Annotated in this window: 21 protein-coding genes and 1 tRNA gene; 18 read left to right on the top strand and 4 right to left on the bottom strand. The window is 68.3% G+C overall.

The genetic code is table 11. The features are described from left to right. The first annotated feature begins 2 nt into the window (after window positions 1–2). The 3 genes from RCO27_RS06610 (at window position 3) to RCO27_RS06600 (ending at window position 5,883) form a co-directional block, all read left to right on the top strand. Window positions 3–2,459 (top strand): ligase-associated DNA damage response DEXH box helicase, encoded by a 2,457-nt coding sequence (locus RCO27_RS06610; RefSeq protein ID WP_309001835.1) that lies wholly within the window; start codon window positions 3–5, stop codon window positions 2,457–2,459. Between the two features lie 32 nt (window positions 2,460–2,491). Then, window positions 2,492–3,697 carry a dipeptidase gene (locus RCO27_RS06605; RefSeq protein ID WP_309001834.1) on the top strand — a complete coding sequence of 402 codons (1,206 nt, stop codon included), beginning with the start codon at window positions 2,492–2,494 and terminating at the stop codon, window positions 3,695–3,697. Between the two features lie 68 nt (window positions 3,698–3,765). Then, window positions 3,766–5,883: a response regulator gene (locus RCO27_RS06600; protein ID WP_309001833.1), complete on the top strand. Its 2,118-nt coding sequence runs from the start codon at window positions 3,766–3,768 to the stop codon at window positions 5,881–5,883. Here RCO27_RS06600 and RCO27_RS06595 read toward each other — a convergent pair. Next, window positions 5,873–6,586, bottom strand: a complete 714-nt coding sequence (locus RCO27_RS06595; protein ID WP_309001832.1) for a folate-binding protein — start codon at window positions 6,584–6,586, stop codon at window positions 5,873–5,875. The genes RCO27_RS06600 and RCO27_RS06595 overlap by 11 nt on opposite strands. A gap of 44 nt (window positions 6,587–6,630) precedes the next feature. On the opposite strand from RCO27_RS06595, the gene pyrC reads away from it, so the two are divergent. After that, on the top strand, window positions 6,631–7,674 hold the full coding sequence (gene pyrC / locus RCO27_RS06590) for a dihydroorotase (protein ID WP_309001831.1): 1,044 nt from the start codon (window positions 6,631–6,633) through the stop codon (window positions 7,672–7,674). Here pyrC and RCO27_RS06585 read toward each other — a convergent pair. Next, window positions 7,671–8,444: a DUF1134 domain-containing protein gene (locus tag RCO27_RS06585; RefSeq protein ID WP_309001830.1), complete on the bottom strand. Its 774-nt coding sequence runs from the start codon at window positions 8,442–8,444 to the stop codon at window positions 7,671–7,673. The genes pyrC and RCO27_RS06585 overlap by 4 nt on opposite strands. A gap of 172 nt (window positions 8,445–8,616) precedes the next feature. On the opposite strand from RCO27_RS06585, the gene RCO27_RS06580 reads away from it, so the two are divergent. From RCO27_RS06580 to RCO27_RS06560, 5 genes are all read left to right on the top strand, one after another. Further along, window positions 8,617–8,709 (top strand) — tRNA-Ser (locus RCO27_RS06580). Between the two features lie 99 nt (window positions 8,710–8,808). Further along, window positions 8,809–10,467, top strand: a complete 1,659-nt coding sequence (locus RCO27_RS06575; protein WP_309001829.1) for an ATP-binding protein — start codon at window positions 8,809–8,811, stop codon at window positions 10,465–10,467. Next, window positions 10,464–11,108 carry a response regulator transcription factor gene (locus RCO27_RS06570; protein WP_309001828.1) on the top strand — a complete coding sequence of 215 codons (645 nt, stop codon included), beginning with the start codon at window positions 10,464–10,466 and terminating at the stop codon, window positions 11,106–11,108. The genes RCO27_RS06575 and RCO27_RS06570 overlap by 4 nt, the downstream gene beginning before the upstream one ends. A gap of 276 nt (window positions 11,109–11,384) precedes the next feature. After that, window positions 11,385–14,384, top strand: coding sequence for a TonB-dependent receptor domain-containing protein (locus RCO27_RS06565; RefSeq protein ID WP_309001827.1), 3,000 nt, complete (start codon window positions 11,385–11,387; stop codon window positions 14,382–14,384). Between the two features lie 276 nt (window positions 14,385–14,660). After that, entirely contained in the window at window positions 14,661–16,718 is a 2,058-nt protein-coding gene (locus RCO27_RS06560) for a TonB-dependent receptor domain-containing protein (RefSeq protein WP_309001826.1), read from the top strand. Window positions 16,719–16,866: 148 nt separating this feature from the next. Here RCO27_RS06560 and RCO27_RS06555 read toward each other — a convergent pair whose 3' ends face one another. Both RCO27_RS06555 and RCO27_RS06550 read right to left on the bottom strand, forming a co-directional pair. Beyond that, window positions 16,867–17,991, bottom strand: coding sequence for a membrane dipeptidase (locus tag RCO27_RS06555; protein WP_309001825.1), 1,125 nt, complete (start codon window positions 17,989–17,991; stop codon window positions 16,867–16,869). Window positions 17,992–18,042: 51 nt separating this feature from the next. Further along, window positions 18,043–18,981 (bottom strand): radical SAM protein, encoded by a 939-nt coding sequence (locus RCO27_RS06550; protein ID WP_309001824.1) that lies wholly within the window; start codon window positions 18,979–18,981, stop codon window positions 18,043–18,045. A 74-nt stretch (window positions 18,982–19,055) separates the two neighbouring features. Here RCO27_RS06550 and ruvB point away from each other — a divergent pair, with 74 nt between their 5' ends. The 9 genes from ruvB to RCO27_RS06505 all read left to right on the top strand — a co-directional run bounded on the left by ruvB (window position 19,056) and on the right by RCO27_RS06505 (window position 26,532). After that, the gene (ruvB, locus tag RCO27_RS06545; RefSeq protein WP_309001823.1) at window positions 19,056–20,081 is read left to right on the top strand and encodes a Holliday junction branch migration DNA helicase RuvB; all 1,026 of its coding nucleotides are present in this window, start codon (window positions 19,056–19,058) and stop codon (window positions 20,079–20,081) included. 10 nt (window positions 20,082–20,091) lie between these two features. Then, window positions 20,092–21,240: a DUF3089 domain-containing protein gene (locus RCO27_RS06540; RefSeq protein WP_309001822.1), complete on the top strand. Its 1,149-nt coding sequence runs from the start codon at window positions 20,092–20,094 to the stop codon at window positions 21,238–21,240. A 296-nt stretch (window positions 21,241–21,536) separates the two neighbouring features. Further along, window positions 21,537–21,953: a YbgC/FadM family acyl-CoA thioesterase gene (locus RCO27_RS06535; RefSeq protein ID WP_309001926.1), complete on the top strand. Its 417-nt coding sequence runs from the start codon at window positions 21,537–21,539 to the stop codon at window positions 21,951–21,953. A gap of 26 nt (window positions 21,954–21,979) precedes the next feature. Then, window positions 21,980–22,639 carry a protein TolQ gene (tolQ, locus tag RCO27_RS06530; protein WP_309001925.1) on the top strand — a complete coding sequence of 220 codons (660 nt, stop codon included), beginning with the start codon at window positions 21,980–21,982 and terminating at the stop codon, window positions 22,637–22,639. A 148-nt stretch (window positions 22,640–22,787) separates the two neighbouring features. Next, on the top strand, window positions 22,788–23,231 hold the full coding sequence (locus RCO27_RS06525) for a biopolymer transporter ExbD (RefSeq protein ID WP_309001821.1): 444 nt from the start codon (window positions 22,788–22,790) through the stop codon (window positions 23,229–23,231). A gap of 1 nt (window position 23,232) precedes the next feature. Continuing rightward, window positions 23,233–24,036, top strand: a complete 804-nt coding sequence (locus tag RCO27_RS06520; RefSeq protein ID WP_309001820.1) for a cell envelope biogenesis protein TolA — start codon at window positions 23,233–23,235, stop codon at window positions 24,034–24,036. An 11-nt stretch (window positions 24,037–24,047) separates the two neighbouring features. After that, a complete protein-coding gene (gene tolB / locus RCO27_RS06515) occupies window positions 24,048–25,412 on the top strand; it encodes a Tol-Pal system beta propeller repeat protein TolB (protein WP_309001819.1) in 1,365 nt (454 codons plus the stop codon). A 34-nt stretch (window positions 25,413–25,446) separates the two neighbouring features. Beyond that, the gene (gene pal / locus RCO27_RS06510; RefSeq protein WP_309001818.1) at window positions 25,447–25,965 is read left to right on the top strand and encodes a peptidoglycan-associated lipoprotein Pal; all 519 of its coding nucleotides are present in this window, start codon (window positions 25,447–25,449) and stop codon (window positions 25,963–25,965) included. A gap of 132 nt (window positions 25,966–26,097) precedes the next feature. Next, window positions 26,098–26,532 (top strand): DUF1772 domain-containing protein, encoded by a 435-nt coding sequence (locus RCO27_RS06505; RefSeq protein ID WP_309001817.1) that lies wholly within the window; start codon window positions 26,098–26,100, stop codon window positions 26,530–26,532. Window positions 26,533–26,540: the final 8 nt, after the last annotated feature.

Below are 26,540 nucleotides of genomic sequence, written 5' to 3'. Positions count from 1 at the left end.
ATATGACCGCGATGCCGCGAAGTTCCGAGTCCCCGGCCCTACCCGCCGTCCTCGCGGACTGGTTCGCCGGGCGCGGCTGGGCGCCGCGGCGGCACCAGCTGGAGATGCTGGCGGCGGCGCGGGCCGGGAAGAGCGCGATGCTGGTCGCGCCGACCGGGGCGGGCAAGACGATGGCGGGGTTCCTGCCGAGCCTCGTCGAGCTGATCGAGGCGCCGACCGAAGGCCTGCATACACTCTACGTGTCGCCGCTCAAGGCGCTCGCGGTCGACGTGCAGCGCAACCTCCTCGACCCGGTCCGGGAAATGGGCCTGGACATCCGGGTCGAGACCCGCACCGGCGATACGCCGTCCGACCGCAAGCAGCGCCAACGCGTCCGCCCGCCGCAGATGCTGCTGACCACGCCGGAATCGATGAGCCTGCTGCTGAGCCACGAGGACAGCCCGATGCTGTTCGCCGATCTGAGCACGGTCGTGGTCGACGAGATCCACGCCTTCGCCAGCGGCAAGCGTGGCGACCTCTTGAGCCTGGCGCTGGCGCGGCTGCAGAGGATCGTGCCGGGGCTGCGCCGGGTCGGCCTCTCCGCCACCGTCGCCGATTCCGAGGCCTATCAGGGCTGGCTTGCCCCCCATGGCGATGCCGAGGACGTGGCCCTGGTCTGGGGCGACCCAGGCGCGGAGCCGACGATCCGCATCATGCTGCCCGATGACGAGCGCATTCCCTGGTCCGGCCACAGCGGCAAATGGGCGGCGCTGCAGGTGATGAAGGAGATCGAGGCGCATCGAACGACACTCGTCTTCTGCAACACGCGCGGGCTCGCCGAGCTGATCTTCCAGGAATTGTGGAACGCGAACCCCGCGAATCTGCCGATCGGCATCCATCACGGCAGCCTCGCGGTGGAGGCGCGGCGCAAGGTCGAGGCGGCGGTGGCGGCGGGCAAGCTCCGGGCGCTGGTCTGCACCGCCAGCCTCGACCTCGGCGTCGACTGGGGCGACGTCGATCTCGTCATCCAGATGGGTGCGCCCAAAGGCGCCTCGCGCCTGATCCAGCGCATCGGCCGCGCCAATCATCGGCTCGACGAGCCCTCGGAGGCGATCCTCGTCCCCGGCAACCGCTTCGAATATCTGGAGGCGCGCGCGGCGTTCGACGCGATCGATGCGGGCGAACTCGACGCCGAGACCTTCCGGCCCGGCGCGCTGGACGTGCTCGCCCAGCATGTGATGGCGGTCGCCTGCGCCGGGCCGTTCCGCGAAGACGAATTGCTCGACGAGGTACGCGGCGCGGCACCCTATGCCGGGCTGGACGTGGAAACCTTCGCGCGCATCCTCGGCTTCATCGAGAGCGGCGGATATGCGCTGCGCGCCTACGACAAGTTCAAGCGGCTGACGCGCGAGCCGGACGGGACATGGCGGGTCAGCCATCCGCGCTTCATCCTCCAGCACCGGATGAACGCCGGCATCATCGTCGATGCGCCGGTGTTGTTGGTGCGGTTCAGGAACGGGCGCAAGCTCGGCACGGTCGAGGACTATTTCGCTTCGACGCTCAGCGTCGGCGACACCTTCTTCTTCTCCGGCCTCAGCCTCGAGGTCGAGCGGATGGACGCCGCCGAGATCGTGGTGCGCGCGACGACGAAATCGGCGCGCATCCCGACCTATGCCGGAACGCGGCTGGCGATGACGACGCGGCTCGCCGACCGGGTCCGCCAGTTCCTCGCCGATCCGGAGTCGTGGCGGCGCTTCCCGGACGATGTGCGCGAGTGGCTGGAGGTGCAGAAGTACCGCTCCGTCCTGCCCCGGCCCGACCAGCTGCTCGTCGAGACCTTCCCGCACGAGGGGCGGCACCACATGATCGCCTACAGCTTCGAGGGATGGAACGCACACCAGTCGCTCGGCATGCTGCTCACCCGGCGGATGGACACGGCCGGACTGAAGCCGCTCGGCTTCGTCGCCAACGATTATGCGCTGGCCTGCTACGGGCTGGAGCCGATCACCGATCCCGCCAGCCTGTTCGGCGCCGACCTGTTCGAACACGAATTCGTCGACTGGGTGCAGCAATCGAGCCTGCTGAAGCGCGCCTTCCGCGAGGTGGCGGTGATCGGCGGGCTGGTCGAGCGCCAGCATCCGGGCCAGCGCAAGTCGGGGCGGCAGGTCACCTTCTCGACCGACCTCATCTACGATGTGCTGCGGCGCTACGAGCCCGACCATCTCCTCCTGCGCGCCGCGTGGGACGACGCGCGCACGCGTCTCACCGACGTGGCGCGGCTCGGGGCGCTGCTCGACCGGGCGGCGGGGACGATGCTCCATGTCGATCTCGACCGCGTCTCGCCGCTCGCCGTGCCGACCCTGATCATGATCGGGCGCGAGACGGTGCCCGCCGGCGTGGCCGAGGACGAGCTCCTGATCCAGGCCGAGGAACTGGCTGCCGAAGCGATGCGGTTGACGGATGACGCGCGGACCCCTTGAATGGGCCGCCACCAAATCCGGAGACACCCCCGATGCGCTTCGCCCTTGCCCTGCCGCTTGCCGCCCTGTTCGCCATCCCCGCCTCCGCCCAGGGCGATCCGGACGTGACGCCCCAGATTCGCGAGCTGCACGAGCGGGCGATCGTGCTCGACACCCATCTCGACATCCCGTCGCGCTTCGACGACGGCCAGTGGGACTTCACCGAGCGCCACCATTTCGACTGGGACGGCAGTCAGGTCGACCTGCCCCGCATGATCGAGGGCGGGCTCGATGGTGGCGTCTTCGTCATCTACACCGGCCAGGGCGAGAACACGCCTGAGGGCTATCGTCAGGCGCGCGACCGGGCGCTGGTCCGCGCCGCCGCGATCCGCCGGGTGATCGGCGAGAATCGGGACCATATGGGCCTGGCGCTCACCGCCGACGATGCCGAGCGGCTCGCGCGCGAAGGCAAGCGCATCGCCTTCCTCTCGATCGAGAACAGCTGGCCGCTCGGCGAGGACCTGTCGCTGCTCACCACCTTCTACAATCTCGGCGTGCGGATGGCGGGACCGGTGCACAGCCGCGACAACCAGCTCGCCGATTCGACCACCGGCGAGGGGCGCTGGCGCGGCCTCAGCCCGCTCGGACGGCAATGGGTCGCCGAGATGAACCGGCTCGGCATCATCATCGACGGCAGCCATTCCTCGGACGCGGCAATCGACCAGATGCTGGAGCTGTCGCGCGTGCCGATCGTGCTCTCGCACCACGGCCCGCGCGATCTCTACAACCATCCGCGCAACACCACCGACGAGCGGCTGCGCCGCGTCGCGCAGGGCGGCGGCGTGATCTTCATGAACACCCTGTTCCTCGCGCCCGACGACCGGTCGCCGGAGCGCAGCCAGATCGAGGAACGGCAGGGGCGCTGGGCGAGCCTGAGCCCGGCGGAACGCCGTCAGCTGCTCGCCGACAAGGCCGCGCTCGACGCCCGCCAGCGCTTCACCCAGGTCGATTTCGACCTGTTCATGCGCAGCGTGATGCACGTCGTCCGGCTGGTTGGCGCGGACCATGTCGGCCTTGGCGCCGACTGGGACGGCGGCGGCGGCGTGATCGGCATGGAGGACATCGCGCTGCTGCCGCGCATCACCGCGCGCCTGAAGCGCGAGGGCCTCAGCGACGGCGATGTCGAGAAGATCCTGGGCGGCAACCTCCTGCGCGTGATGCGCCAGGTGCAGGCCGGTGCCGCAAGGCCCGCCGCTTAGGGCTTTTTTCATGCCGCTGAGGCAGTTAGGGTGGCGCACGAGCGTGGAAGGAGAGCCGCAAGCCTCCGATGAAATCGATCCTGCCCCAGCCGGGCGCGGCCGGCCTGCCGCTGCCGCCGGGCGGCAATGCCTCGGCGGCCTGGGCGCATGACTGGGCGGCGACGCCGCTGGGTCCGCCGGAGGATTGGCCGCAATCGCTAAAGACGGCGGCGAGCATCGTGCTTGGGTCGAACGTACCGATGTTCCTCGCCTGGGGGCCGGAACTCTCCGTTCTCCACAATGACAGTTACGGCGAGGTGCTGGGCGACCGCCGCCCGGCGCTGGGCAAGCCGCTGCCCGAGATCTGGTCGGACATCTGGGACCAGCTCGATCCGCTGAGGGCAAAGGTGCTGTCGGGCGAGACCGTGTTCGTCGAGGCGGCGCCGCGGCCGCGGCGCCGTGGTGGTGTCGCAGAGACGATCTGGGTCACCTCCTGCTACACGCCGGTCCGCGGCGAGGGCGGCGGGATCGAAGGCATCTTCGGCGTCGTCGCGGGCATCAGCGACGAAAGCGGCGAGCAGCGAATAAGGGAAAGCGAGGAGCGCTTCCGCCTGATCGCCGATTCCGCGCCGGTGCCGATGTGGGTGACCCGGCTCGACCGCAAGCGCAGCTTCGTCAACCGCGCCTATGTCGACTTCCTCGCCATCAGCTACGAGGAGGCGGTCGACTATGACTGGCGGCACATCATCCATCCCGAGGACGGGCCGCGCATCCTCGCCGAATCGCTCGCCGGCGAGGCTTCACTGGAGACCTTCATGCTGGAGGGGCGCTTCCGCCGCGGCGACGGCGAGTGGCGGTGGCTGCGCTCGATCTCGCAGCCGCGCTGGGGGCCGGGTGGCGAGCATATCGGCTTCATCGGCGTCGCTCACGACATCACCGAATGGAAGCTGGCCGAGGAGGCGATGCTCGGCGCCAACCGGACGCTGCAGCGCAGCGTCACCGAGCGCACCGCCGATCTCGGTGCGGCGCTGGCGCAATTGCGCGCCGAGCAGACCGAGCGCGAACGGGCCGAGGAGGCGCTGCGGCAGGCGCAAAAAATGGAGGCGGTCGGGCGTCTGACGGGCGGCATCGCGCACGATTTCAACAATCTGCTGACGCCGGTCATCGGCGGGCTGGAGATGATCGTCGGCAGGCTCGACGACCCGCGGCTGAAACGGATCGCCGAGGCGGCGCTCGAATCCGGTCGGCGCGGCGCAAAGCTCACCACCCAGCTCCTCGCCTTCTCGCGCATCCAGCGGCTCAGCATGGCCCCGGTGGCGGTGAACCAGGTGATCGGCAATCTCAGGCAGATCCTGGCCCACACGATCGGCCCGGACATCGACGTGCGCACCGTGTTGGACAGGGTCGCGGGCCATGCCCTGTGCGACGAGAACCAACTCGAGAACGCGATTCTCAACCTCGCGATCAACGCCCGCGACGCGATGCCGGACGGCGGCGTGCTCACCATCTCCACCGCCGCCGTCGACGAGCCCGGCGACGCGGAGCTGGCCGCCGGCACCTATGTCCGGGTCAGCGTCGCCGACACCGGACATGGCATGACCGCCGAGGTGGCGGCGCGCGCGACCGAGCCCTTCTTCTCCACCAAGCCGTTCGGCAAGGGTACCGGCCTCGGCCTCGCCCAGGTTCATGGCATCGCCCACCAGTCGGGCGGCACGCTCAGGATCGACAGTCGCGAAACCGCGGGCACGACGGTGCAGATCCTGCTGCCCCGGGTCGAGCCCGAGGGGGTCACGGCGACCCCGCCCGGTCCCCGCGAGACCAGGTCGGACGATGGCCCCGTCGCCGATATCCTGGTGGTCGATGACGATGCCGACGTGCGCGCCTTCATCGCGGCGGCACTGGGCGATCTCGGCCATCGGGGGGCAGTGGCGCCGAGCGGACAGGCCGCGCTCGCGGCGCTCGACGAGGCCGTGCCGGACCTGATGCTGGTCGATTTCGCGATGCCGGACATGAACGGCGCCGAGCTCGCCATGGCGGTGCGGGCGCGCCATCCGGACCTGCCGATCCTGTTCATCACCGGCTATGCCGAGAGCGGCCAGATCGAGCAGGCGCTGGGGCGGAGCGTCATGGTGCTGCGCAAGCCGTTCGGGATCGACGAGCTGGCACAGATAATCCGCGCCGCCTTACCCGCGCGAATCAGGCGCTGAGCGCCGCCTTCAGCCAGTCCGGCACCAGCGCATTGCCCAGATCGTCGACCCGGCGATGCTCGACCGCGAGGCCGAGCTCCGGATAGTGGATACGGGTACGTTCGCTCGCGGCCCCGGCGGGAACCACGACGAGGCGGCGGTTGACCTTGTTGCGCCAGTTCATCCGCGCCGTATTCTCCTGGCCGACATAGCAGCCCTTGGCGAAGCTGACGCCGTTCAACTCGGCGGCATTGCATTCGAGCCAGAGCGTCTTGTCCTGCCCCAGCTCCGCCGTCCCCTCGGTGACGCCGAGCGAGAGACGGTGTTTCAGCCAGCCCTCGGCCGGGTCGGCCGCCGGTCCGAGCCAGCGACGACCCAGCTCCGGCAATCGCGGGTCGGCCGGGTGATCCCCGTCCGGTGCCCATTGGACGGCGAGAGTCTCTTCGCGGGCAATCGTGACCGGACGGCGCAAACGGTAGAGCGTCAGGCGCTTCGCCAGTGCTTCAGCCTGATCGTCCTCGCAATCGATCAGCACGTCGTCGCCGTCGGCCCACAAGATGAAGTCGAACAGCGCCTTGCCCTGCGCGCTCAGCAGTCCGGCCCAGAGCGGCCGCTCCGGCGCGAGCTGGGCGACATCATTGGTGACGAGCCCCTGAAGGAAGCCGCGAACGTCTTCACCGGACAAACGGACGAGCGCGCGATCGATGAGGGTGGTCCCGGTCATGATCCGCAGTTAGGGAGGCCGGAGCCGAAAATGAAGAAGCCCCGATGACCGAACCGCAGCGCCTCACCCTCCGCCGCCCCGACGACTGGCACGTGCATCTGCGCGACGGCGAGATGCTGAAGGCGGTCGTGCCCTATACGGCGCGGCAGTTCGCGCGGGCGATCGTGATGCCGAACCTGGCGGCGCCGGTGACCGGCGTCGCGGCCGCCGGGGCCTATCGGGAGCGTATCCGCGCGGCGGTGCCCGAAGGCGTTGACTTCACGCCGCTGATGACCTGCTACCTGACCGACCAGGCCGATGCGGCGGAGATCGCGCTCGGCTTCGAGACCGGCGTCTGGGCGGCCGCCAAGCTTTACCCCGCCCACGCGACGACGAATTCCGCGCGTGGCGTCACCGATATCGGCAATCTCTATCCGGCGCTGGAGAGGATGCAGCGGATCGGCATGCCGCTCCTCGTCCACGGCGAGGTCACCGATCCGGAGATCGACATCTTCGACCGCGAGGCGGTGTTCATCGAACGCGTGTTCGCGCGGCTGGTGCGCGACTTTCCGGCGCTGAAGATCGTCTTCGAGCATATCACCACGGCCGACGCGGTGGATTTCGTGACCGGCGCCGGCCCGAACATCGGGGCGACGATCACGCCGCAGCATCTCGTCATCAACCGCAATGCGATCTTCGAGGGCGGACTCCGGCCCCACGCCTATTGCCTCCCGGTCGCCAAGCGCGAGGCGCACCGGCTCGCCGTGCGCCGCGCCGCCGTATCGGGCTCGCCGAAATTCTTCCTGGGCACCGACAGCGCACCGCATGCGGTGGAGAAGAAGGAGGCGGCCTGCGGCTGCGCCGGCATTTTCAACGCGCCGTTCGCGCTCGAATCCTATGCGAGCGTGTTCGACGAGGAAAGCGCGCTCGAGCGGCTGGAAGCGTTCGCGTCTGAGAACGGACCGCGTTTCTACGGCCTGCCGCTGAACGAGGCGCGGATCACACTGGAACGGTCACCGGTCGATGTGCCCGAAACCCTGCCGGCCGCTGGGACACGGATCGTGCCGTTCCACGCCGGCGAGATGCTTCCCTGGCGTCTGATCGCCTAGAAGGGCAGCCAGCGGTTGCGTTCGGAGAAGCGCATATAGCCGGCATTGACGCCGAGCCGGACGCCGACGCCGAGCCGGACCGGGATCAGCACCACGTCGCCGCGGCGCATATACTGGGCATTGAAGCCGCCGACGAAATAGGCATGGCCCTCGGCGCCCGGATAGCGACGGAACAGGTCCTGGCTGTCGTGGAGATTGTAGACGAGCACGAACACCTTGTTGGCGTCGGCGCCCACGTCGAAACCGATCGACGGACCGGTCCAGTAGACATTGCGCTCACCCTCGATCTGGTGGTGCATCACACCGGAGCCGTAGCGCACACCGATCACGAAGGCGCCGCTCGCCTCCTCGCCGGCGATATAAGCGCTGGGCTCGCCCTGATCGCGCAGGATGCTCTCGAGGATCTCGCCAAGTCCGCGCGCACCGCGGCCAAACACGCCCTCGGCGGCGGTGAACACGTCCTCGCGGGGAACGGTCGCGCGGGATTCATAGGGATTGGCCGGTGCCGCGTAGACATCACGCTGGCTGCCAGAGTTGTCGGGCGCTGCCACCGGAGGCTGCTGCTCGATCGGGGTCCAGGCCGAATCGGCGGGGGCGGCCTCGTTGTCGGCCGGCAGCGGATCGGACTGATAGGGTTCCGGTTCGGGATAAGCGGGTGCGGCGTCGGGGGCGGGCCGATATTCCTGATAGGCTTGGTTGGGGTCGACCGTCTCGACCTGCGCGAGCGCCGGCATCGTAGCCACGAACGCTGCTGCAGCGGCGAGATTCATGAAGAATTTCAACATCGCAATAACCCCCGAACGCTCCTGCCGCGAAATAGCGCGCGCGAAGCTTGCCCGTCCATGAACGGTCGGCGAGCCGAGTCGATCCTGCGGCCAAGCGAGTCGATTTCAGCCGGTTGAACCTTTGGAATCGCCCCTCTATAGCCACATCGGCCTTCCCGGAGACGTGGGTGAGCGGCTGAAACCAGCGGTTTGCTAAACCGCCGTAGGGGGATTACTCCTACCGAGGGTTCGAATCCCTCCGTCTCCGCCAGGGACAGAATGCGCCGAACCGCCCCTTTCGATGTTTGACTCTCGGCGAGATCGAACTAGCGTATTTTCCTTCCGGAAATACGCTGGCCGCGGGGGCGACATGATCCAGCAGACGTTCCAGCATCGCTCGGGGCGAGTCATCTCGCTCAGCCGCCTCGTGCTGGCTGCGGCCTTTCCGGTCGGGATCTGGCTCGATCCCAGCCAGCCGCTCCGTCACCCCGAGTTCGGCTATCCGATGCTCGCGAGCTATCTCGTCGCGGCATTCGTCTTTCTCCTGGTCACCTGGAATGACTGGCGGCTGGAGACACGGCTCGCGCTCCCTGCGTTGATCGTCGATCTGGCCCTTTTTGCGGCACTGGTCTTCCTGACCGAAGGCTATGCCAACCCGTTCTTCCCGATCTTCGTCTTCATCATCATGTCGGCCGCGCTGCGCTGGGGCTGGCGCGAGACCGCCGTCACCGCGGCAGTGCTGATCGTGCTGTTCTTCGCGGCGAGCGCGGCAGGGCTCATCTGGGATGCAGCGGATTTCAGTGCGCGGAGATTCTTCTTCCGCAGCATCTTCCTGGTGGTGCTGTCATTCATCCTGATCTGGTTCGGGCTCAACCAGTTGCGCCCCCGTATGCCGCGGTTCGAGCAGAGCAGGCTCTCCGATCCGTCGAGCGCAGCCCCTCCAGTCCGGGAAGTCGCCGCATTCGTTGCGGCCTATACCGGCGCCAAGCGGGTGATCCTGGCCTGGTGGAGCAATGAAGAACCGGGAACCGATGTCGTTTTCCTGGAAGACGGGAGGTTCGGCGAGGCGCGGCATGGTCCCGACGTTTTCGGTCCACTTGTCGACGGCAAGTTGAAGGGCGACGCCTTTCTGTTCGACGTCGATCATGGCTGGATTCTTCGATGCGATGGGCGTCGCAGACATTTGCTGGCGCTGGCGACCACGTTGGAGAGCAAATTCATCGAGCATTATCGCCTGACCAGCGGCCTTGCGGTACCGGTGGCCTCCAGCGGCTATGGTGGCGTGATCTTCGCGCTCGACGTACCTGGTCTCTGCTCGGACGACATCGCCCAAGGTGAGAGTCTCGGCGAGGAAATCTCGGCGGCGTTCGAGCGCGCCTCCGCGATGGCCTTGCTTGAGGAGGCGGCTTCGGTCCGTGTTCGTCTGTCGCTGTCACGCGACCTGCACGACAGCGTGCTTCAGCTGTTGGCGGGCACGACATTCCGGTTGGAAGGAGTCAAGAGGTCGGTGTTGAAGGGCGGAAACATCGACGAGGAAATCAGCATCCTCCAGACAGATCTCGTTGCCGAACAGCGCGACCTGCGAGCGCTCATCGAGCAGCTGCGTGGCCGCGGCCCTGACTGCACGGCCGATCTCCATCAGGGTCTTCGCGACCTTGCGGCACGTATGTCGCGGCAATGGGATGTCGCATGCAGCATCGATCACTGCCCGCCGGGTCTCGAGACATCGGCGCTGCTCGAGCGTGATTGCCATCAACTGATTCGGGAGGCGGTCGCGAACGCGGTCCGGCATGGCAAAGCGAGCAATGTCGCCATTCGGGTGGACAGCAATGACGATGCAATGGAACTCGTCGTGACCGATGACGGCTCGGGCTTCCCTGGAGATGGTCACTTCGCCACCGAGCGTGGCGGCAAGGCGCCCTGGTCGCTCAGCGAGCGCGTCCGCGCCCTTGGCGGGCATATGGCGCTCGTCTCCAGCACCGCGGGTTCTCAGATCACGATTTCCCTACCGATCGGTCGCGCGGCATGACACGTATCCTCATCGCGGATGACCACCCCATCATCCTGTCGGGTGTCGAGGCGGTTCTCAAAGACACCCCGTACGACATCGTTGGCAGTGCGCGCGACGGCGCGAGCGCCCTCAAGCTCGTCGACGAGAAGAGGCCGGATATCCTGGTTCTGGACGAGCGCATGCCCGAGCTGAGCGGCATCGAAGTCCTGCGCGCACTGCGCCAAAGAGGAGACCGCAGACCGGTCGTGTTGCTGACGGCCGATCTCAGCGATCGCAAGCTGCTCGACGCGGTCGAGCTTGGCGTGGAAGGCATCGTCCTGAAAGAAAATGCACATAGCCATTTGCTCTCATGCCTGGACGAGGTGGCGCGTGGCGGGCGCTGGCTTGAACCGGGCCTCGTTCAGCAGGCGCTGGATCTCAAATTGCGTGAAAGCATGGCCACGCCCAACAGCTTCTCGACGCTCAGCCCGCGAGAAGGCACGATCGTCGCACTTGTGGCGCAAGGCTTGCGCAACCGCGACATCGCTGCCCAACTCGGGCTGACCGAGGGAACGATCAAAGTCTATCTCAACCGTATTTACGAGAAGCTCCAGGTCACCAATCGGACCGAGCTCGCGATCCTGGTCCGCGAGAACAACGATCGGCTTATCAAGGATTGATCGGAAGCACCTGATGATCTGTTGCAGCGCTGCAACGCCAGCGACATATTCGTGTGCTTGCGGATGGCGCGCCTAGTTCCTTGTCTAAGACGCCATCGCGGGAAATCTGTCCAAAGTTAGCTCCCCCAATAACCTTCGACAAATCGTGGAGCCTGGGGCTTCCTGTTACGCCGCCTCATCCAACTGGCGCGAGAATCTATTCGAGAAAAGGCCGCCAGATGCTCCCGACCGCAAAGCGGCGGGGGTGGGGACCTATTGCAACCCAAGGGGGTAAGAATGACCTTGATTACGTCGAAGAGCGCTTTTCACGCCGCCCTGCTCAGCACGGCGGCGCTTGTCGTCGCCGCGCCCGCACAGGCGCAGGACAATCAGACGACCGTTGCGACTGGCGAGTCTGACACCGGCGAGGCGATCGTCATCACCGGTTCGCGCATCGCCCGGCGCGACCTCACGTCCGCCAGCCCGCTGGCGGTGGTGAACAGCGAGGAGTTCCAGCTGTCCGGTGCGGTCAACGTCGAGCAGGTGATCAACACCCTGCCGCAGGTGATCCCGGGCACGACCTCCTTCTCGAACAATCCGGGCGGCGGTTTCGCGACGCTGAACCTGCGCGGTCTCGGCTCGCAGCGCACCCTGGTGCTGGTCAACGGCCGGCGCTGGGTGTTCTTCTCGCCGACCCAGACGGTCGACCTCAACACGATCCCGCAGTTCCTGATCGACAGCGTCGACGTGGTCACCGGCGGTGCCTCGGCGGTCTACGGCTCGGACGCGCTCGCCGGCGTCGTCAACTTCCGCCTGCGCCAGGATCTCGACGGTCTGATTGCCGGCGCGCAGTACAACATCACCGAGGAAGGCGACGGCCGTCGTTACAACGCCTATATCGCGATGGGCACCCAGTTCGCCGACGGTCGCGGCCACGTCGCGGTGTTCGGCGAATATTACAATCGCGGCCAGATCATGCAGGCCGATCGCGACTGGTCCTTCTTCGCGCTTGGCGAAGGGACGGGCGCGGCGGCTGGCACGCTCGTGCCGGCAGGCTCGGCCAACACGCCGTTCGGCCGTATCGCCGTTCCGGGAACGGTTGCGGTCGGCCCGGGTGCGAGCTGCGGCGGCGCAGGGCAGCCTCCACGTAATGCCGGATGTCGGCCGATCGCCGAAGGGACCAACTATCAGGGCCTCGGCGCTTTCTTTGCGACCCCGGCGGTCAGCCGGCCGTACGTCAACAACGTCGATGCGTGGAACTACGCGCCTGAGAACTACCTAATGGTTCCGCAGGAGCGCTGGATGCTGGGCGGCTACGGCGAATATGCCGTGACCGACGACATCAACATCTATACCGAGGTCGCCTTCGTCAACAACACCGTTGCCAACGAGCTGGCGGCGACGCCGATCACGCAGACGGTCGACGTCAACCTGGCCGCCGTCGCGCCGTTCCTCTCGCCGGCCGACCGCACCGCGCTCGCGACGATTTCGACCAACCAGTTGGCGGCCAATGCTGCCGCTGCGGCCGCCGGTGTCGCCTTGCCGTTCGGTGCCTTCACCTTCAACACCGGTGGCAGCCTGGTCAACGTGGGGGCGCTTCAGCCCGGGTTTGCTCGCATCGAGGTCAACCAGCGCGTGACCCAGGTCGGTTCGCGCAACGCCGATTTCGAGCGCAACTCCTGGCGGGCCCTGGTTGGTACACGCGGGAACATCACCGACTCGCTGACCTACGACGTCTACTATCTGTATGCGCGCAACCGGAACTCCAACATCCAGGAAGGCAATATTTCGCGCCGGGCCTTCTACAACAACGTCGCGAACGGCACCTGCAACGTATTCGGCTTCGGGCAGCTCAGCTCGCAGTGCATCGCGAACATCACCATCGTCGCGCAGAACACCGAAATCTCGACGCTCCAGGTTGCTCAGGCGAGCATCTCCGGACCGCTCTTCACCTTCGGCACCGCGACCGATCCGGTGGCGTTCGCGGCCGGTGTCGAGTGGCGCAGCATGCGCGGCCAGTTCATCCCGGATACGGCCCTGGCCTCGGGCGACGTGGTCGGCTTCAACGCCGGCAGCCCGACCTTGGGATCCTATGACGTGAAGGAAGTGTTCGCCGAGCTTCGCGTCCCGATCATCCAGGACAATTTCATCCATCGCCTGGAGCTCAGCGGCGCCGGTCGTTATTCCGACTATTCGCTGGACAATGTCGGCGGCGTTTGGACCTATGCGGGCGGTGTCGAGCTGGCGCCGATCCGCGACATCACCTTCCGCGGTCAATATCAGCGTGCGGTGCGCGCCCCGAACGTCGGCGAGCTGTTCGGTGGCCAGTCGATCGGCTTCCCGCAGGCGACCGATCCGTGCGCCGTGCCGGCCAACGCCGGCCGATCCGATGCGGCGACCATTCGGGCCTTGTGCCAAGCCACGGGCGTGCCGGCGTCAGCGGTGTTCACCACCGCCCTGCAGCCGAATCCCCAGATCCAGGGAACGTTCGGCGGCAACCCGAACCTTCAGGAAGAAGTCTCCGATACCTGGACGGTCGGTGCGGTGATCCGGCCGAGGTTCATTCCGCGGCTCAACATCACGATCGACTATTTCGACATCGAGGTGCGCAATGCGATCGCGGCGGCGGCCGGCGGCGTCGCCAACATTCTGAACCTGTGCTACCTCACCATCCAGGATGCCGCCAATCCGCTCTGCCAGGCGATCATCCGCAACCCGCTGAACGGCGTCATCTCCGGCGGCCAGTTCGTCGTCCGGGCGAACAATGCCAACCTCGGTGCGCTGCTCACGGACGGCATCGACCTCGGCGTCGACTACAGCCTGCCGCTGGGCTTCAGCGCGCTTGGCTCCGGCAGTTCGCGCCTTGCGTTCAGCTTCCTCGGCACGTGGACGAACACCAGCGACTTCATTCCGGTCGTCGGTCTCGATACGGTCAACGTATGCGCCGGCGCGTTCGGCTCGACCTGCGGCGAGCCGACCCCGGTCTGGAAGTGGGCGACCCGCCTGACCTGGATCGACGGGCCGCTTACCGCCAGCCTCCGCTGGCGTCATGTGAGCGCGGTCGACGACGACGCCGCCGCGGTCCGCGTGACCGAGCGCATCCCGGCGTTCGATTATTTCGATCTCGCCTTCTCGTTCGACGTCAACGACAATCTGTCGATGACCGCGGGCGTGAACAACCTGTTCGATAAGAAGCCGCCGATCATGGGTGCCAACGCCCAGCAGGGGAACACCTGGCCGGGCACCTATGACGTGCTTGGTCGCGACTTCTTCATCTCGGCCGCCTTCCGCTTCTAGGGGTCGGCGTTCGTTCAAATGCGGTCTTTTTCCTGGGCGGTTCCCTAGCCCGTCCAGGAACTGACCGAAGAAATCATCTACCTGGGCCGGGAGCGACGCTTCCGGCCCTCTTCTTTGGCAGCGGCCACCTTTGTGTCCGCTTGCACAACTGCCAGGCTTCGCATCTTGCGAGCGCACCGGCATATCGGACATTTCCCAGGCTCCGATCCAAAGCTGTTGCACCTGAATTTCATTCTCAATAAGGCCCCCTGAGCAAGAACCAGCGGAAAAGGGGGAATGATGATTCTGCGAACGACGATGCTTGCCGGCGCGAGCCTGGCGGCCCTGGCAGCGCCTACTCATGCCCTGATCGCCGACGGCGCGGGCGACGAGATCGTCGTCACTGCAGAGCGGACCGACCGAACCCTCGCGCAGACCGCCGCCAGCGTGTCGGTCGCGACCCAGGCCGACGTCGACCGTCTCGGTGGCGCCTACAGCACCGACGACGTGATCGGCCGCACCCCTAACCTCGTCACCACCCGGCCGTCGAGCACCGCGCCGGCGATCCGCGGCATCGACGGCACCGGCCCGGCGATCGGCGGCGACGCCTTCTTCGGCGGCACCCGGCCGCGCGTGAACTTCCAGGTCGACAACCGGACGCTGAGCTTCAACGAGACGATCTATATCGACGGCCTGCTCTGGGACCTCCAGCAAATCGAGGTCTATCGCGGCCCGCAATCGACGCTGCAGGGGCGCAACGCGATCGGCGGGGTGGTCGCGGTCAAGACCGCGGATCCCGGCTTCGATTGGAGCGGCCGGGCGCGCGCGCTGATCGGCGAGCAACGCACCCGCCAGATCTCCGGCGCCGTCGGCGGCCCGATCGTGCCGGACATGCTCGCCTTCCGCGTCGCCGCCGACTGGCGCACCGATCGCTCGTTCATCGACTTCGCGCTGTTCACCGCCCGCCGCACCGGCTTGTCGATCGAGACGCGCGAGATCGAAGACCCGGAACTCTCGCGCTCCCTGACCCTGCGCGGCAAGCTCCTGTTCACGCCCTCGCCGGACGTGCGCGCGCTGCTCACGGTCTCGCACAACGACTCTTTCGCGCCGCAGGATGCCGGCCTCGTCCGTCCGTTCGAGGACCATGTCGCCTCCTTCCCGCCGATGCCGCGCTTCCGCACCCGTGCCAATGTGGCGATCGCCGACACCGAATTGCGGATTTCCGACCTCTTCACCTTGGCCTTCCTCGGCACCGTCTCGGACTTCCGCATCCAGCGTTTCGCCCAGCTCGGCGGCGGCAACGCGCTCATCGACGGCCGCGAATATACCGCCGAGCCACGGCTGCGCTTCGGGTCGGGCGACGATAGGGTCTCCGGCTTCATCGCTGGCCTGATCTACCGCGCAAGCCAGGACGAGGAGATCGACCTGTTCGACGGCGTCTTCGACGACAGCACCGAGACGAACGCGGTGTTCGGCGAGGTGCGCGTCCGCGCGACGCCGATTCTCGACGTGACTCTCGGCGCCCGCTACGAATCCGAGGAGCGCGACCGCACCGGCGGCGCCGGCCCGTTCGTCATCGATTTCCACCGCACCTTCGAAGCCTTCCTGCCGCGCATCACCGTCGCCGTGCAGGCGAGCGACCGGGTAACGGTCGGCGCCACCGTCGGACGCGGCTACAATGCCGGCGGCGCCGGCTTCAGCTTCGAGCCGCCGTTCCCGAGCTATACCTACGACAAGGAGACGGTGACCAATTACGAAGGCTTCGTCCGTGCGTCGCTCGCCGGCGGCCGGTTGAACCTGCGCGCCAATGTCTTTTTCAACGACTATGCCGGGCTGCAGCTGCCCTTCGACATCAATCCCGATCCGGCGATCTTCTCCTACGTCATCCGCAATGCCGAACGGGCGACCACCTACGGCGCCGAGATCGAGACCCGCTTTCGTGCGCTGGACGGCCTGACGCTCTTCGCCAATGCGGGCCTCCTCAAGACCAGGGTCAACCGCTATGCCGAGCCGGGCGTCGAGGGGAACGATCTGCCGCGCGCGCCGGCCTTCACGCTGAACGCCGGCCTGTTCGCCCAGCCGGTCGCGCCGCTCGAGCTGTCCTTCGATCTGCGCTACACCGACGCCTATTATTCCGACGCGTTCAACAACGCCCGGGGCCGCACCGATCCCTATCTGATCGCCAATGCCCAGATCGCCTGGCAGACCGGCCCGGCGCGGCTGTTCGTGGCCGCCTCCAACCTGTTCGACACGACCGATGCGGTGCTGCTGGCGCCGGGCGCGACCTATGCGCAGGACAATGGCAACATCATCCGCCCGCGGCGCGTGACGGCCGGCGTGGAGGTGAGCTTCTGACCTCCCGGTGGGCTGATGCACCGTCGCCTTGACTACTGCTCGTCATTGCGAGGAGCGAAGCGACGAAGCAATCCAGTGGGGTCTTCCAAGATCGTACTGGATTGCTTCGCAGCGCTCGCAATGACGACCAACGAGAAGGGGGAGCTAACTAGCCGCCCCAGACTTCGCCGAACAGCCGGACGAAATTGCCGCCGAGCACCTTCTCGACCCGCGCCGTGCTCCAGCCGCGGCGGCGAAGATCCGCGCCGATCCGGTCGTACCGGTCGGCGCTGTTATAGCCTTCGACCAGGTTGAGCACGTCCGCCGCCTCACCGGGGGCCGCGATGCCGCGGCGCTGCCGGTCCTCGAAGAAACGCCGCTGCTGCGCGCGCGTCTCGTCGTTGATCTCATAGCCCAGGAACGGGTTGTCGGTACCGATCCCGACATGGTCTTCGCCGCACACGTTCACCGCATGCTCGACATGCCTCAGCAGATCCTCGGTGCCCGGCTGGCCGCTCGTGCGCAGGAAGGGCATCAGGTAGACGCCGAACACGCCGCCCTTCCCGGCGAGCGCGCGCATTTCGGCGTCGTGGGTGTTGCGGGGAAGATCGGCCAGCGCCCGGCAGCCGCTGTGGGTGATCGCCGGCGGCGCGCTGCTCGCTGCGATGCCCTCAGCCTGGGTGCGCTGCCCGGCATGGCTGAGATCGAGCAGCACCTTGGCGGTATTGATCCTGGCGATCACCTCGCGGCCGAAATCGGAGAGGCCGGCATTGGCGCCCTCCAAGCAGCCGTCGCCGGCCAGGTTGCGCTTGTTGTAGGTGAGCTGGATCTGCTTCACGCCGAGCGTCGCGAAGGTATCGACCCGCGACGCATCGCCTTCGAGCGCGACCGTGTCCTGGAAATTGTAGAGGATGGCGAGCTTGCCGGCATTGTGGGCCGCCCGGATGTCGGCCGCGCTTTCGATCTTGTGCAGCAGGCTGGCGTTGGCGGCGATGATCCGGTCCCAGCTGGCGATCGCCTCGGTCGATTCGCGGAAGCGGTGGTCGCCATTGCCGACCGGCGCGACGGTGGCGCTGATCAGGTCGATGCGGCGCGCGCGCATCGCGTCGATCAGCCGCTGGTTCGGCACGTAGCGGCCGGGTTCCGGCTCGTCGAATCCGTCGGGCGCGCCCTGCGCGTCGACATAGATCGATCGGGCGCCGCGCGGCCGGGCCGGGGCGTCCTGCGCCGCGACCGGAAAGGCGAGGGTGGCGCCCGCGGCGCCGGCGGCGAGGAGAAAGCTGCGACGGTCCATCTGGTCTGCCCCCTTGCTGTGTTGGAACGGTAATACGGGAATGGCCGGGGCTCAAGGGCGATGACGGACGGCCACCGCGGCGGCCGTGGAGCAGCCCCGGCAGGCGTCCGGCACCTCGCCGGCGTTCAGCGCGGCGCGCAAGGCCGCGCGCCGCGCCGCGACGGCATCCGGCGCGGTCAGCGGCCCGAGCGCGTCGTCCTTCATGAAGCAGCAGCCGGTGACACGGCCGTCCTGCGCAAGATAGGCGCCGCGCTCCAGCCACGGGCAAGAGCTGCCGTCGAAGCCGGCGAACAGCGAGAAATAGAAGAAGTCCTCCGTCCGCCGGACCGGCGCGCGACGGGCGAGGGTGCGGCGCAGCTCGGCAAAGTGCGGCATCAGCGATGCCGGCAGCATCTGGGCGGCGATCCCCGCGCGATAATGGCGCCGGTAGGCGGGCATGGTCTGAAGCGGCTGGGCGACGATGCCGCCGTCGAGCCCGAGCGCGTCATAAAGGCGACAGATGCCGTCGACCGCCGCCAGCGTGTCGCGCAGCACGGTGACGGCAAGGCCGATCACCGGCTGCTCCAGCCCGAGGGCGCGGCGGGAGTCGATGAGCCGGACCAAGCCTTCGCACACCTTGGCGAACCTGCCGCCGCGGATCGCCTCGAATTGACCCGGGTCGCTGCTTTCCATCGAAACGTGGATCGACGTGAGGCCGGCACCGAGCAGCCGCGCGACCCGTTCCTCGCCCAGCAGGCTGCCGTTGGTGATGAGGCCGACCCGGATGCCGCGCGCCCGGCAGGCATCGACCATGTCGAAGAAGCGTGGATGCAACATCGGCTCGCCTTCGCCCTGCAACTCGACATGGGCGAGGTCCGGATGGATGTCGAGGAAGCGGGTGAAGTCGTTCCAGTCGAGGTCGCCCTGCGCCATCGCGCGGCCGGCGCAGAAGCCGCAGGTGAAGTTGCAGCGCGTCGTCGGCTCGATCTGGGCATGGGTGATCCCGGCCATGGCCGAGCATAGCGCGGAAATCCGCGCCGTCACGACCGTTGCCCGCCCTGAATCTGGCCCCTAAAGCAAAGGGCGTGGACCAGGACCGCCTCACTACCCCCGAACGCCGCCCGGAGGACCTGGACGCCGCCCTGCGTCCGAAGTCGTTGGACGAGTTCGTCGGACAGAAGGCGGCGCGGGAGAATCTGCGCGTGTTCATCGCGGCTGCCAAGGCCCGCGGCGACGCGCTCGACCACGTCCTCTTCTTCGGCCCGCCGGGGCTGGGCAAGACGACGCTGGCGCAGATCATCGCGCGCGAGCTCGGCGTCGGCTTTCGCGCCACCTCCGGGCCGGTGATCGCCAAGTCGGGCGATCTCGCCGCCTTGCTGACCAATCTCGAGGACGGCGACGTCCTGTTCATCGACGAGATCCACCGGCTCGCGCCGGCGGTCGAGGAAATCCTCTATCCAGCGATGGAGGACCGGGTGCTGGACCTGATGATCGGCGAGGGGCCGTCAGCCCGCTCGGTCCGGATCGACCTCCCCAAATTCACCCTGGTGGGGGCGACGACCCGGCAGGGGCTGATCACGACGCCGCTGCGCGACCGCTTCGGCATTCCGGTGCGGCTCAACTTCTACACCGTGGACGAGCTGGAGCAGGTCGTGCGCCGTGCGGCGCGGCTGCTCGGGCTTCACCTCACCGGGGACGGAGCGAAGGAGGTCGCGCGCCGCTCGCGCGGCACGCCGCGGATCGCCGGGCGGCTGCTCCGCCGGGTGCGCGACTTCGCCCAGGCCGCAGGCGACGGCGAGGTCGACGCGAAGGTCGCCGATGCCGCGCTCAACCGGATGGAGGTGGACCATCTCGGCCTCGACGCGATGGACCGCCGCTACCTCCACATGATCGCCGACATCTATCGCGGTGGCCCGGTCGGCGTGGAGACGCTCGCCGCCGGCCTCAGCGAGCCGCGCGACACGATCGAGGAAGTGATCGAGCCCTACCTCATCCAGCTGGGTCTCATTGCCCGCACCGCCCGGGGGCGGATGCTGAATGGCCCCGGCTGGACCCATCTCGGCCTGCCCCAGCCCAGCACCGGCCAGGCCGGCCTGTTCGATGCGAAGTGAAGGAGTGCCGATGAAGACGCTGCTCGCCGTTCTGGCTCTGGGTCTCGCCGTCCCTGCCGCGGCGCAGGCGCCGGCCGAGGCGCCGGCACAGGTCGACTATGCCAATCAGGCGAGCTGGCTCTGCCTGCCCGGCCGCGCCGACGCCTGCGGCGCGCCGCAGCAGGTGGCCGACCTCACGCCGGCCGGCTACGGGCCGGTGACGCGGAGCGCGCCGGCGGCCGATCCGCCGATCGACTGCTTCTACGTCTATCCGACCCTGTCGCGCGACAGCACGCTGAACAGCGACATGAATCCCGGGCCGGAGGAGCAGGCCGCCGCCGCGGTGCAGCTCGCGCGCTTCGGCAGCGTCTGCAAGACCTATGCGCCGCTCTACCGCCAGGCGACGCTCGCCAGCATCTTCGCGATGGCGCAGGGCACCGATGTCGCCCCGGTGATGGCGCTCGCCTATCGCGACGTGCTCGCCGCCTGGCGCCACTACATGGCGCACTACAATCGCGGCCGGCCCTATGTCCTGATCGGCCACAGCCAGGGCATGATCCACCTCCAGGGCCTGATCGCGCAGGAGATCGAGGGTAAGCCGGCGGCCGCGCAGATGGTGTCGGCGATCCTGCTCGGCTGGGCAGTCGAGGTGCCGGAGGGGCAGACGACCGGGGGGACCTTCCGCCAGACCCCGCTCTGCACCCGCGCCGGCCAGACCGGCTGCGTGGTGAGCTACATGACCTTCCGCGCCGATGCGCCGCCGCCGGACGGATCGATGTTCGGCCGCGCCGTGCGGCCGGGCATGACGGCGGCCTGCACCAACCCCGCCAACCTCGGAGGTGGCACCGGCCGGCTCGACTCCTACTGGTTCACCGCGGCGCCGCTGCAGCCGGGCGCCGAGCCGATTACCTGGTCGCGCACCGGCCCGCCGCCGGCGCAGTTCCTGCACACCGAAGGCCTGGTCTCCGGCAATTGCGTCCATAGCGGACAGGTCGGCTATCTCGCGCTCACCGTGAATGCCGATCCGGCCGACGCGCGGACCGACCGGATACCGGGCGACGTCTATCTGCTCGGGCAGCGCAATCCGGGCTGGGGCACCCACCTCATCGACATGGCGGTGGCGCAGGGCGACCTCGTCCGGCTGGTGGGCGCGCAGGCCGCCGCCTTCGCCCGGCGTTAGGGTCCAGACCCGCTATCCATGCGTCCCACCCCTTCGGGGCAGGGCTTTTCCGGGCGCCTGGCGGCGTCGGACCGCTCAAGCGGGCTGCACAGCCCGCTTTTCACGGTCCTCCTCCTTGCCATGCATCCCGGCCAAGCCCTGTCACGACCTCATGGATAGCGGGTCTGGACCCTCACCTATCGCGCGGAAGGCTCGGTTCGTCCCGCCCTGCCCTGTGGGGGTTGGACACTGAGTCACCCCCCGATAGAGCCTCGGACGTGACGGACCCGATCGATCAGCCCTATGCCGGCGCCTGGATGGGCGGCACCCACCATTTCGCGCTGCGGGTCTATTTCGAGGACACCGACACGGCCGGCATCGTCTATTATGCCAACTATCTGAAATTCATGGAAAGAGCGCGCTCGGACATGCTGCGCGCCGCGGGCATCGACCAGCGCGCGACGCTGGAGGCGGGGGAGGGCGTCTATGTCGTCGCCGAGGCCCACATCCGCTATCGCGCCTCGGCGCGGCTGGACGAAGATCTCCGGGTGCTGAGCGTGGTGCGCGCGGTGCGGGCCGCCTCCTGCCTCATTCATCAACGAGTCATGCGCGGGCGGGAACTTTTGGCCGACGCCGAGATTACGGCCGCTTTCCTGAAGCGCGGCCGTCCGGCGCGCCAGCCGCGTGCGTGGGTGGAACGGTTCGAGCGGCTGAAAGGGGAAGGAGTCGAGTGACGCATCTGGCAGTTTCGGGCGACGTGATGTCGCCGGTGGCGCTGTTCATGCAGGCCGACATCGTCGTGAAGACGGTGATGGTGGGCCTGCTCGTGGCGAGCATCTGGACCTGGGCGATCATCATCGGCCAGTGGCTGAAGATGCGCCGGCTCGGCAAGGAGAACGAGCGGTTCGAGCGCGATTTCTGGAAATCCGAGGACATCGACAGCTTCTACGAGAGCCGCGGCAAGGGCGAGTTGCCCGCCGCGAGGATCCTCGCCGCCGGCATCGCCGAGTGGCGCCGGTCCACCGCCGGGCGCGCCGTCGACAAGGAGGGGACGCGCTCGCGCCTCGCCATCGCGCTCCATTCCGCTGTGGGCGCCGAGACGGACAAGCTGGCGAACCGGCTGAACATCCTCGCCACCGTCGGCTCGGTCGCGCCGTTCGTCGGCCTGTTCGGCACGGTCTGGGGCATCATGCGCAGCTTCACCGACATCGCCGGGCAGCAGAGCACCAGCCTCGCCGTCGTCGCGCCGGGCATCGCCGAGGCGCTGTTCGCGACCGCGCTCGGCCTGTTCGCGGCGATCCCGGCGGTTATCGCCTACAACCGGTTCAGCTATGCCGTGAACCGTGCCGAGGCCAGGCTCCAGCGCTTCGCCGACGGCTTCCACGGCACGCTCAGCCGGGAACTGGAGATGGAGGGATGAGGATGGTGACCCATATCCTCCCCTCCCTGCAAGGGAGGGGCCGGGGGTGGGTAGCGCCGCAGGCGCTCCAAACGCCGTGCCCGCCGAAAGGCTCGCTTCGCTCGCACCCACCCCTCAATCCCCTCCCTGGAAGGGAGGGGAGGCGCTGATGGCCATGGGCCCCATCCTCGGTCCCGGCCGGCGCGGGCGCCGCGCGCCGATGGCGGAGATCAACGTCACGCCGATGGTCGACGTGATGCTGGTGCTGCTGATCATCTTCATGGTGACCGCGCCGCTGCTCGCCACCGGCGTCCAGGTCGACCTGCCGGACAGCAAGGCGGCGCCGCTCGATCAGGACAACGAGCCGGTGTCGATCTCGATCGACCGGACCGGCGCGATCTTCGTCGACGACACGCCGGTGGGAATGGAGGAACTGGGGCCGCGGCTCCAGTCGATCGCGGCCGGCTCCTCCGAGGAGGGCGGCCCCCGCATCTTCCTGCGCGCCGACACCAGCCTGGAATATGGCCGGGTCATGCAGGTGATGGGCGAGATCAACCGCGCCGGCCTTAGGCGGATGGCGATGGTCAGCACCGCGCAGGACGAGGCGCGCTAGGATGGAGCGCGCGGAGGCAACCGGCCTGGGCGTCGCGGTGGTGGGCCATGCGGCCCTGCTCGCCGCGCTCACTTTCGGCCTGTTCGCCGCCGGCAGCCCGCCGCCGATCTCCGACGCGGTCGAAGTGTCCTTCGTCGACGAGGTCGCGCTCGAATCGGCGTCGCCCACCCCTGCCGCCGAGCCGCCCGCCGCGGCTTCGGCGCCCGATCTCGGCCCGGCCGAGGAGGCCGCGCCCGCCCCGGCGCCACCCGCCCCCGCTCCCACCCCGCGCGAGGCGTCGCCCTCGCCCCAGCGCGCCCAGCCGAAGCAGCGCACCGCCCAGACCGACCCGCGCGACCGCCGCCGGCCCGAGGAGGCGCGCAACCGCGACGGCCATCGCAGCCGCGCGCCGCGCCTCGCCGATCTCGATCTCAGCAATCTCGGCCGCGATCCTTCGCGCGCGCGGACGCAGAACGCCGCGCCCGCCGCAACGATGAGCGCCGCCGCCGCGGCCAGCATCGGCCAGGCGATCCAGCGCCAGATCCAGCCCTGCGCCGACCGGCAGGTCTATCCCGGGCCCGGCGCCGAGCGGATCGTCACCCAGGTCAATCTTCGCCTCAATCGCGACGGCTCGCTCGCCGCCCGCCCGCGCGTCGGCCGCCAGTCCGGCGTGGACGACGAGAACCGCCGCTACGCCGATCGCGTCGCCGACCTCGCCATCGCCGCCTTCACCGGCTGCTCGCCGCTGCGCGGCCTGCCGCAGGAGCTGTATGACGTGCCGCGCGGCTGGAGCAATTTCACCATGAACTACCGCCTGCCAGGATGAGGAGCTGACCCGTGCGTATCCCCCTGATCATCGCCGCCGCCTGGAGCCTGGTCCTCGGCGCCGCCGCCTTCGCCCAGACCCCGCCGCCGCCGCCTCCGGCCCAGCAGGGCCAGGATCAGGTCGGCGAGGACGGGCAGCTCGTCGTCGACGTGACCGGCGGCCGCCGCGCCGCGCTGCCGATCGCCGTCCCCTACATGCCCACCCCGGCCCCCGCCGACACGCCGGCCGGCAACACCCAGGCGCTCGGCCGCCAGGTCGCCGAGATCGTCTCCACAGATTTGCGCAATTCCGGCCTGTTCACCCCGATCGGCCCCAATGGCCTGAGGCCGGTCGCCTATCCGCAGGTGACCGCGCCCGATTTCGGCTATTTCCAGACGACCGGCGCGCAGAATCTCGTCCAGGGCTTCGTCCAGGCCAACGGCAACGGCTCGATCACCGTCGGCTGCTACCTCTACGACGTCTCGGCGCGGAGCGAACTCGCCAGGCAGGGATATGTGGTCAATCCGCGTGACTGGCGCCGCGCCGCGCACCGCTGCGCCGACACGATCTATTCGCGCCTGACCGGCGAGGGCGCCTATTTCGACACCCGCATCGTCTATGTTTCGGAAACCGGCCCCGCGCGGCGGCGGATCAAGCGCCTCGCCATCATGGACTATGACGGCGCCAACCACCGCTTCCTCACAAACGGCCAGTTTACCGTGCTGACCCCGCGCTTCGCGCCGAACCAGCAAACGATCACCTTCATGACCTATGAGGGCGACCGGCCGCGCGTCATGCTCTACGAGCTCGATTCCGGGCAGACCCGGCCGCTCGTCCAGCAGCCGCACATGACCTTCGCGCCGCGCTACTCGCCGGATAGCCGCTACATCATCTTCTCGATGGCGATGAACGGGAACACCGACATCTACCGGATCCCGGTCGGGGGCGGCACGCCGCAGCGGCTCACCAACGCGCCCGGCATCGACACCGGCGGCTCCTACTCGCCGGACGGCAGCCAGATCGTGTTCGAAAGCGACCGCAGCGGCACGCAGCAGCTCTACGTCATGAACGCCAACGGCTCGAACCAGCGCCGGATCAGCTTCGGGGGCGGCGGCTATGCGACGCCGGTGTGGAGCCCGCGCGGCGACCTCATCGCCTTCACCCGCACCGGCAGCTTCGCGATCGGCGTGATGCCCCCGAGCGGCGGCGCCGGGCGCATCCTGACCAGCGGCGGCGCCGAGGGGCCGAGCTGGGCGCCCAACGGCCGCGCGATCATGTTCACCCGCGGCCTCGGCGCCGGCCAGCTCTGGTATGTCGACGTCGCTTCCGGGACGACGCGGCGGGTGCCGACGCCTTTGGGTGGATCCGATCCGGCCTGGTCGCCGTTACGCGACTGACACGAGTTTCACGACGAACGAAAAGGAGACAATCATGAAGATGCGAACGACGGGCCTCATCGCCATCGCCGCCGCTCTCACGCTGACCGCGGGCTGCGCCCGCCGCACCCAGGAGCTGCCGCCCGAGCCGCCGAGCTCGACCACGCCGGAGGACGCCACCCAGGACACCGGCGTCGGCACCACCGTCGTCCCGGGCTCGCGCGCCGACTTCCTGCAGAACGTGCCGTCCGACCGGGTCTTCTTCGCGCTCGATTCCTATTCGATCGACGCGGCGGCGCGCAGCACGCTCGACGCGCAGGCCGAATGGCTGAACCGCAACCAGAATACCCGAGTCACCATCGAGGGCCATGCCGACGAGCGCGGCACCCGCGAATACAATCTCGCGCTCGGCGACCGCCGCGCCAATGCGGCCCGTGACTATCTCCAGTCGCGCGGCGTCGCGGCGAACCGGATGCAGACGATCAGCTGGGGCAAGGAGCGCCCGGCGGTCGAAGGCGCGAACGAGAGCGCCTGGGCGCAGAATCGTCGCGCCGTGACGGTGGTGCCGGAATAAGGCCGGTCTCCTCCCCGGCTCCGCGCCGGGGAGGATCCCCTCGTGGACTGAATCGTTTCTCGCTAGCGCATCCGTCCGCGCCCGTCGTGCGTTCTCGTTTCGCCCCGGAAAGGGCCCGCAAAGGACGCCGCCATGTTCACCGCCCTTCTTGCCCTCGTCACTGCCGCCCTGTTCGCCGGCGGCGCCCTCTATGTCAGCGTCGCCGAGCATCCGGCCCGCATGCGCCTCGCCGAACCCGCCGCGCTGGCCCAGTGGCAGCCGAGCTATGCCCGCGCGGCGCCGCTCCAGGCCGGCCTCGCCCTGCTCTCCTTCCTGCTCGGGGCTTGGACCTGGTGGACGCTCGGCGATCCCTGGCTGCTCGCCGGCGCGCTGGCGATCGGCGCGAACATCCCGCTGACATTGCTCGTCATCATGCCGGCCAACCGTCGTCTCAAGGCGACCGACATCGAGGCCGCCGGCCCGGAGACGCGCGTCTTGCTCGCCCGCTGGGGCAGTCTCCACGCCTTGCGCACCCTGCTCGGCCTCGCCGCCGTCGCCCTCTATTTCATCGCCTTCCTGCAGCCCTGAGTGCGGGC

The organism is Sphingosinicella sp. LHD-64 (assembly GCF_031157375.1).
GTDB lineage: Bacteria > Pseudomonadota > Alphaproteobacteria > Sphingomonadales > Sphingomonadaceae > Allosphingosinicella.
Note: the sequence above shows the minus strand (reverse complement) of the source record. Positions and strands in the feature narration are given on the sequence as shown.

Coding starts and splice junctions, on each gene's coding strand:
- RCO27_RS06610 (WP_309001835.1), top strand. CDS start 3: ATGACCGCGATGCCGCGAAGTTCCGAGTCCCCGGCCCTACCCGCCGTC.
- RCO27_RS06605 (WP_309001834.1), top strand. CDS start 2,492: ATGCGCTTCGCCCTTGCCCTGCCGCTTGCCGCCCTGTTCGCCATCCCC.
- RCO27_RS06600 (WP_309001833.1), top strand. CDS start 3,766: ATGAAATCGATCCTGCCCCAGCCGGGCGCGGCCGGCCTGCCGCTGCCG.
- RCO27_RS06595 (WP_309001832.1), bottom strand. CDS start 6,586: ATGACCGGGACCACCCTCATCGATCGCGCGCTCGTCCGTTTGTCCGGT.
- pyrC (WP_309001831.1), top strand. CDS start 6,631: ATGACCGAACCGCAGCGCCTCACCCTCCGCCGCCCCGACGACTGGCAC.
- RCO27_RS06585 (WP_309001830.1), bottom strand. CDS start 8,444: ATGAATCTCGCCGCTGCAGCAGCGTTCGTGGCTACGATGCCGGCGCTC.
- RCO27_RS06575 (WP_309001829.1), top strand. CDS start 8,809: ATGATCCAGCAGACGTTCCAGCATCGCTCGGGGCGAGTCATCTCGCTC.
- RCO27_RS06570 (WP_309001828.1), top strand. CDS start 10,464: ATGACACGTATCCTCATCGCGGATGACCACCCCATCATCCTGTCGGGT.
- RCO27_RS06565 (WP_309001827.1), top strand. CDS start 11,385: ATGACCTTGATTACGTCGAAGAGCGCTTTTCACGCCGCCCTGCTCAGC.
- RCO27_RS06560 (WP_309001826.1), top strand. CDS start 14,661: ATGATGATTCTGCGAACGACGATGCTTGCCGGCGCGAGCCTGGCGGCC.
- RCO27_RS06555 (WP_309001825.1), bottom strand. CDS start 17,991: ATGGACCGTCGCAGCTTTCTCCTCGCCGCCGGCGCCGCGGGCGCCACC.
- RCO27_RS06550 (WP_309001824.1), bottom strand. CDS start 18,981: ATGGCCGGGATCACCCATGCCCAGATCGAGCCGACGACGCGCTGCAAC.
- RCO27_RS06540 (WP_309001822.1), top strand. CDS start 20,092: ATGAAGACGCTGCTCGCCGTTCTGGCTCTGGGTCTCGCCGTCCCTGCC.
- RCO27_RS06535 (WP_309001926.1), top strand. CDS start 21,537: ATGGGCGGCACCCACCATTTCGCGCTGCGGGTCTATTTCGAGGACACC.
- tolQ (WP_309001925.1), top strand. CDS start 21,980: ATGTCGCCGGTGGCGCTGTTCATGCAGGCCGACATCGTCGTGAAGACG.
- RCO27_RS06525 (WP_309001821.1), top strand. CDS start 22,788: ATGGCCATGGGCCCCATCCTCGGTCCCGGCCGGCGCGGGCGCCGCGCG.
- RCO27_RS06520 (WP_309001820.1), top strand. CDS start 23,233: ATGGAGCGCGCGGAGGCAACCGGCCTGGGCGTCGCGGTGGTGGGCCAT.
- pal (WP_309001818.1), top strand. CDS start 25,447: ATGAAGATGCGAACGACGGGCCTCATCGCCATCGCCGCCGCTCTCACG.
- RCO27_RS06505 (WP_309001817.1), top strand. CDS start 26,098: ATGTTCACCGCCCTTCTTGCCCTCGTCACTGCCGCCCTGTTCGCCGGC.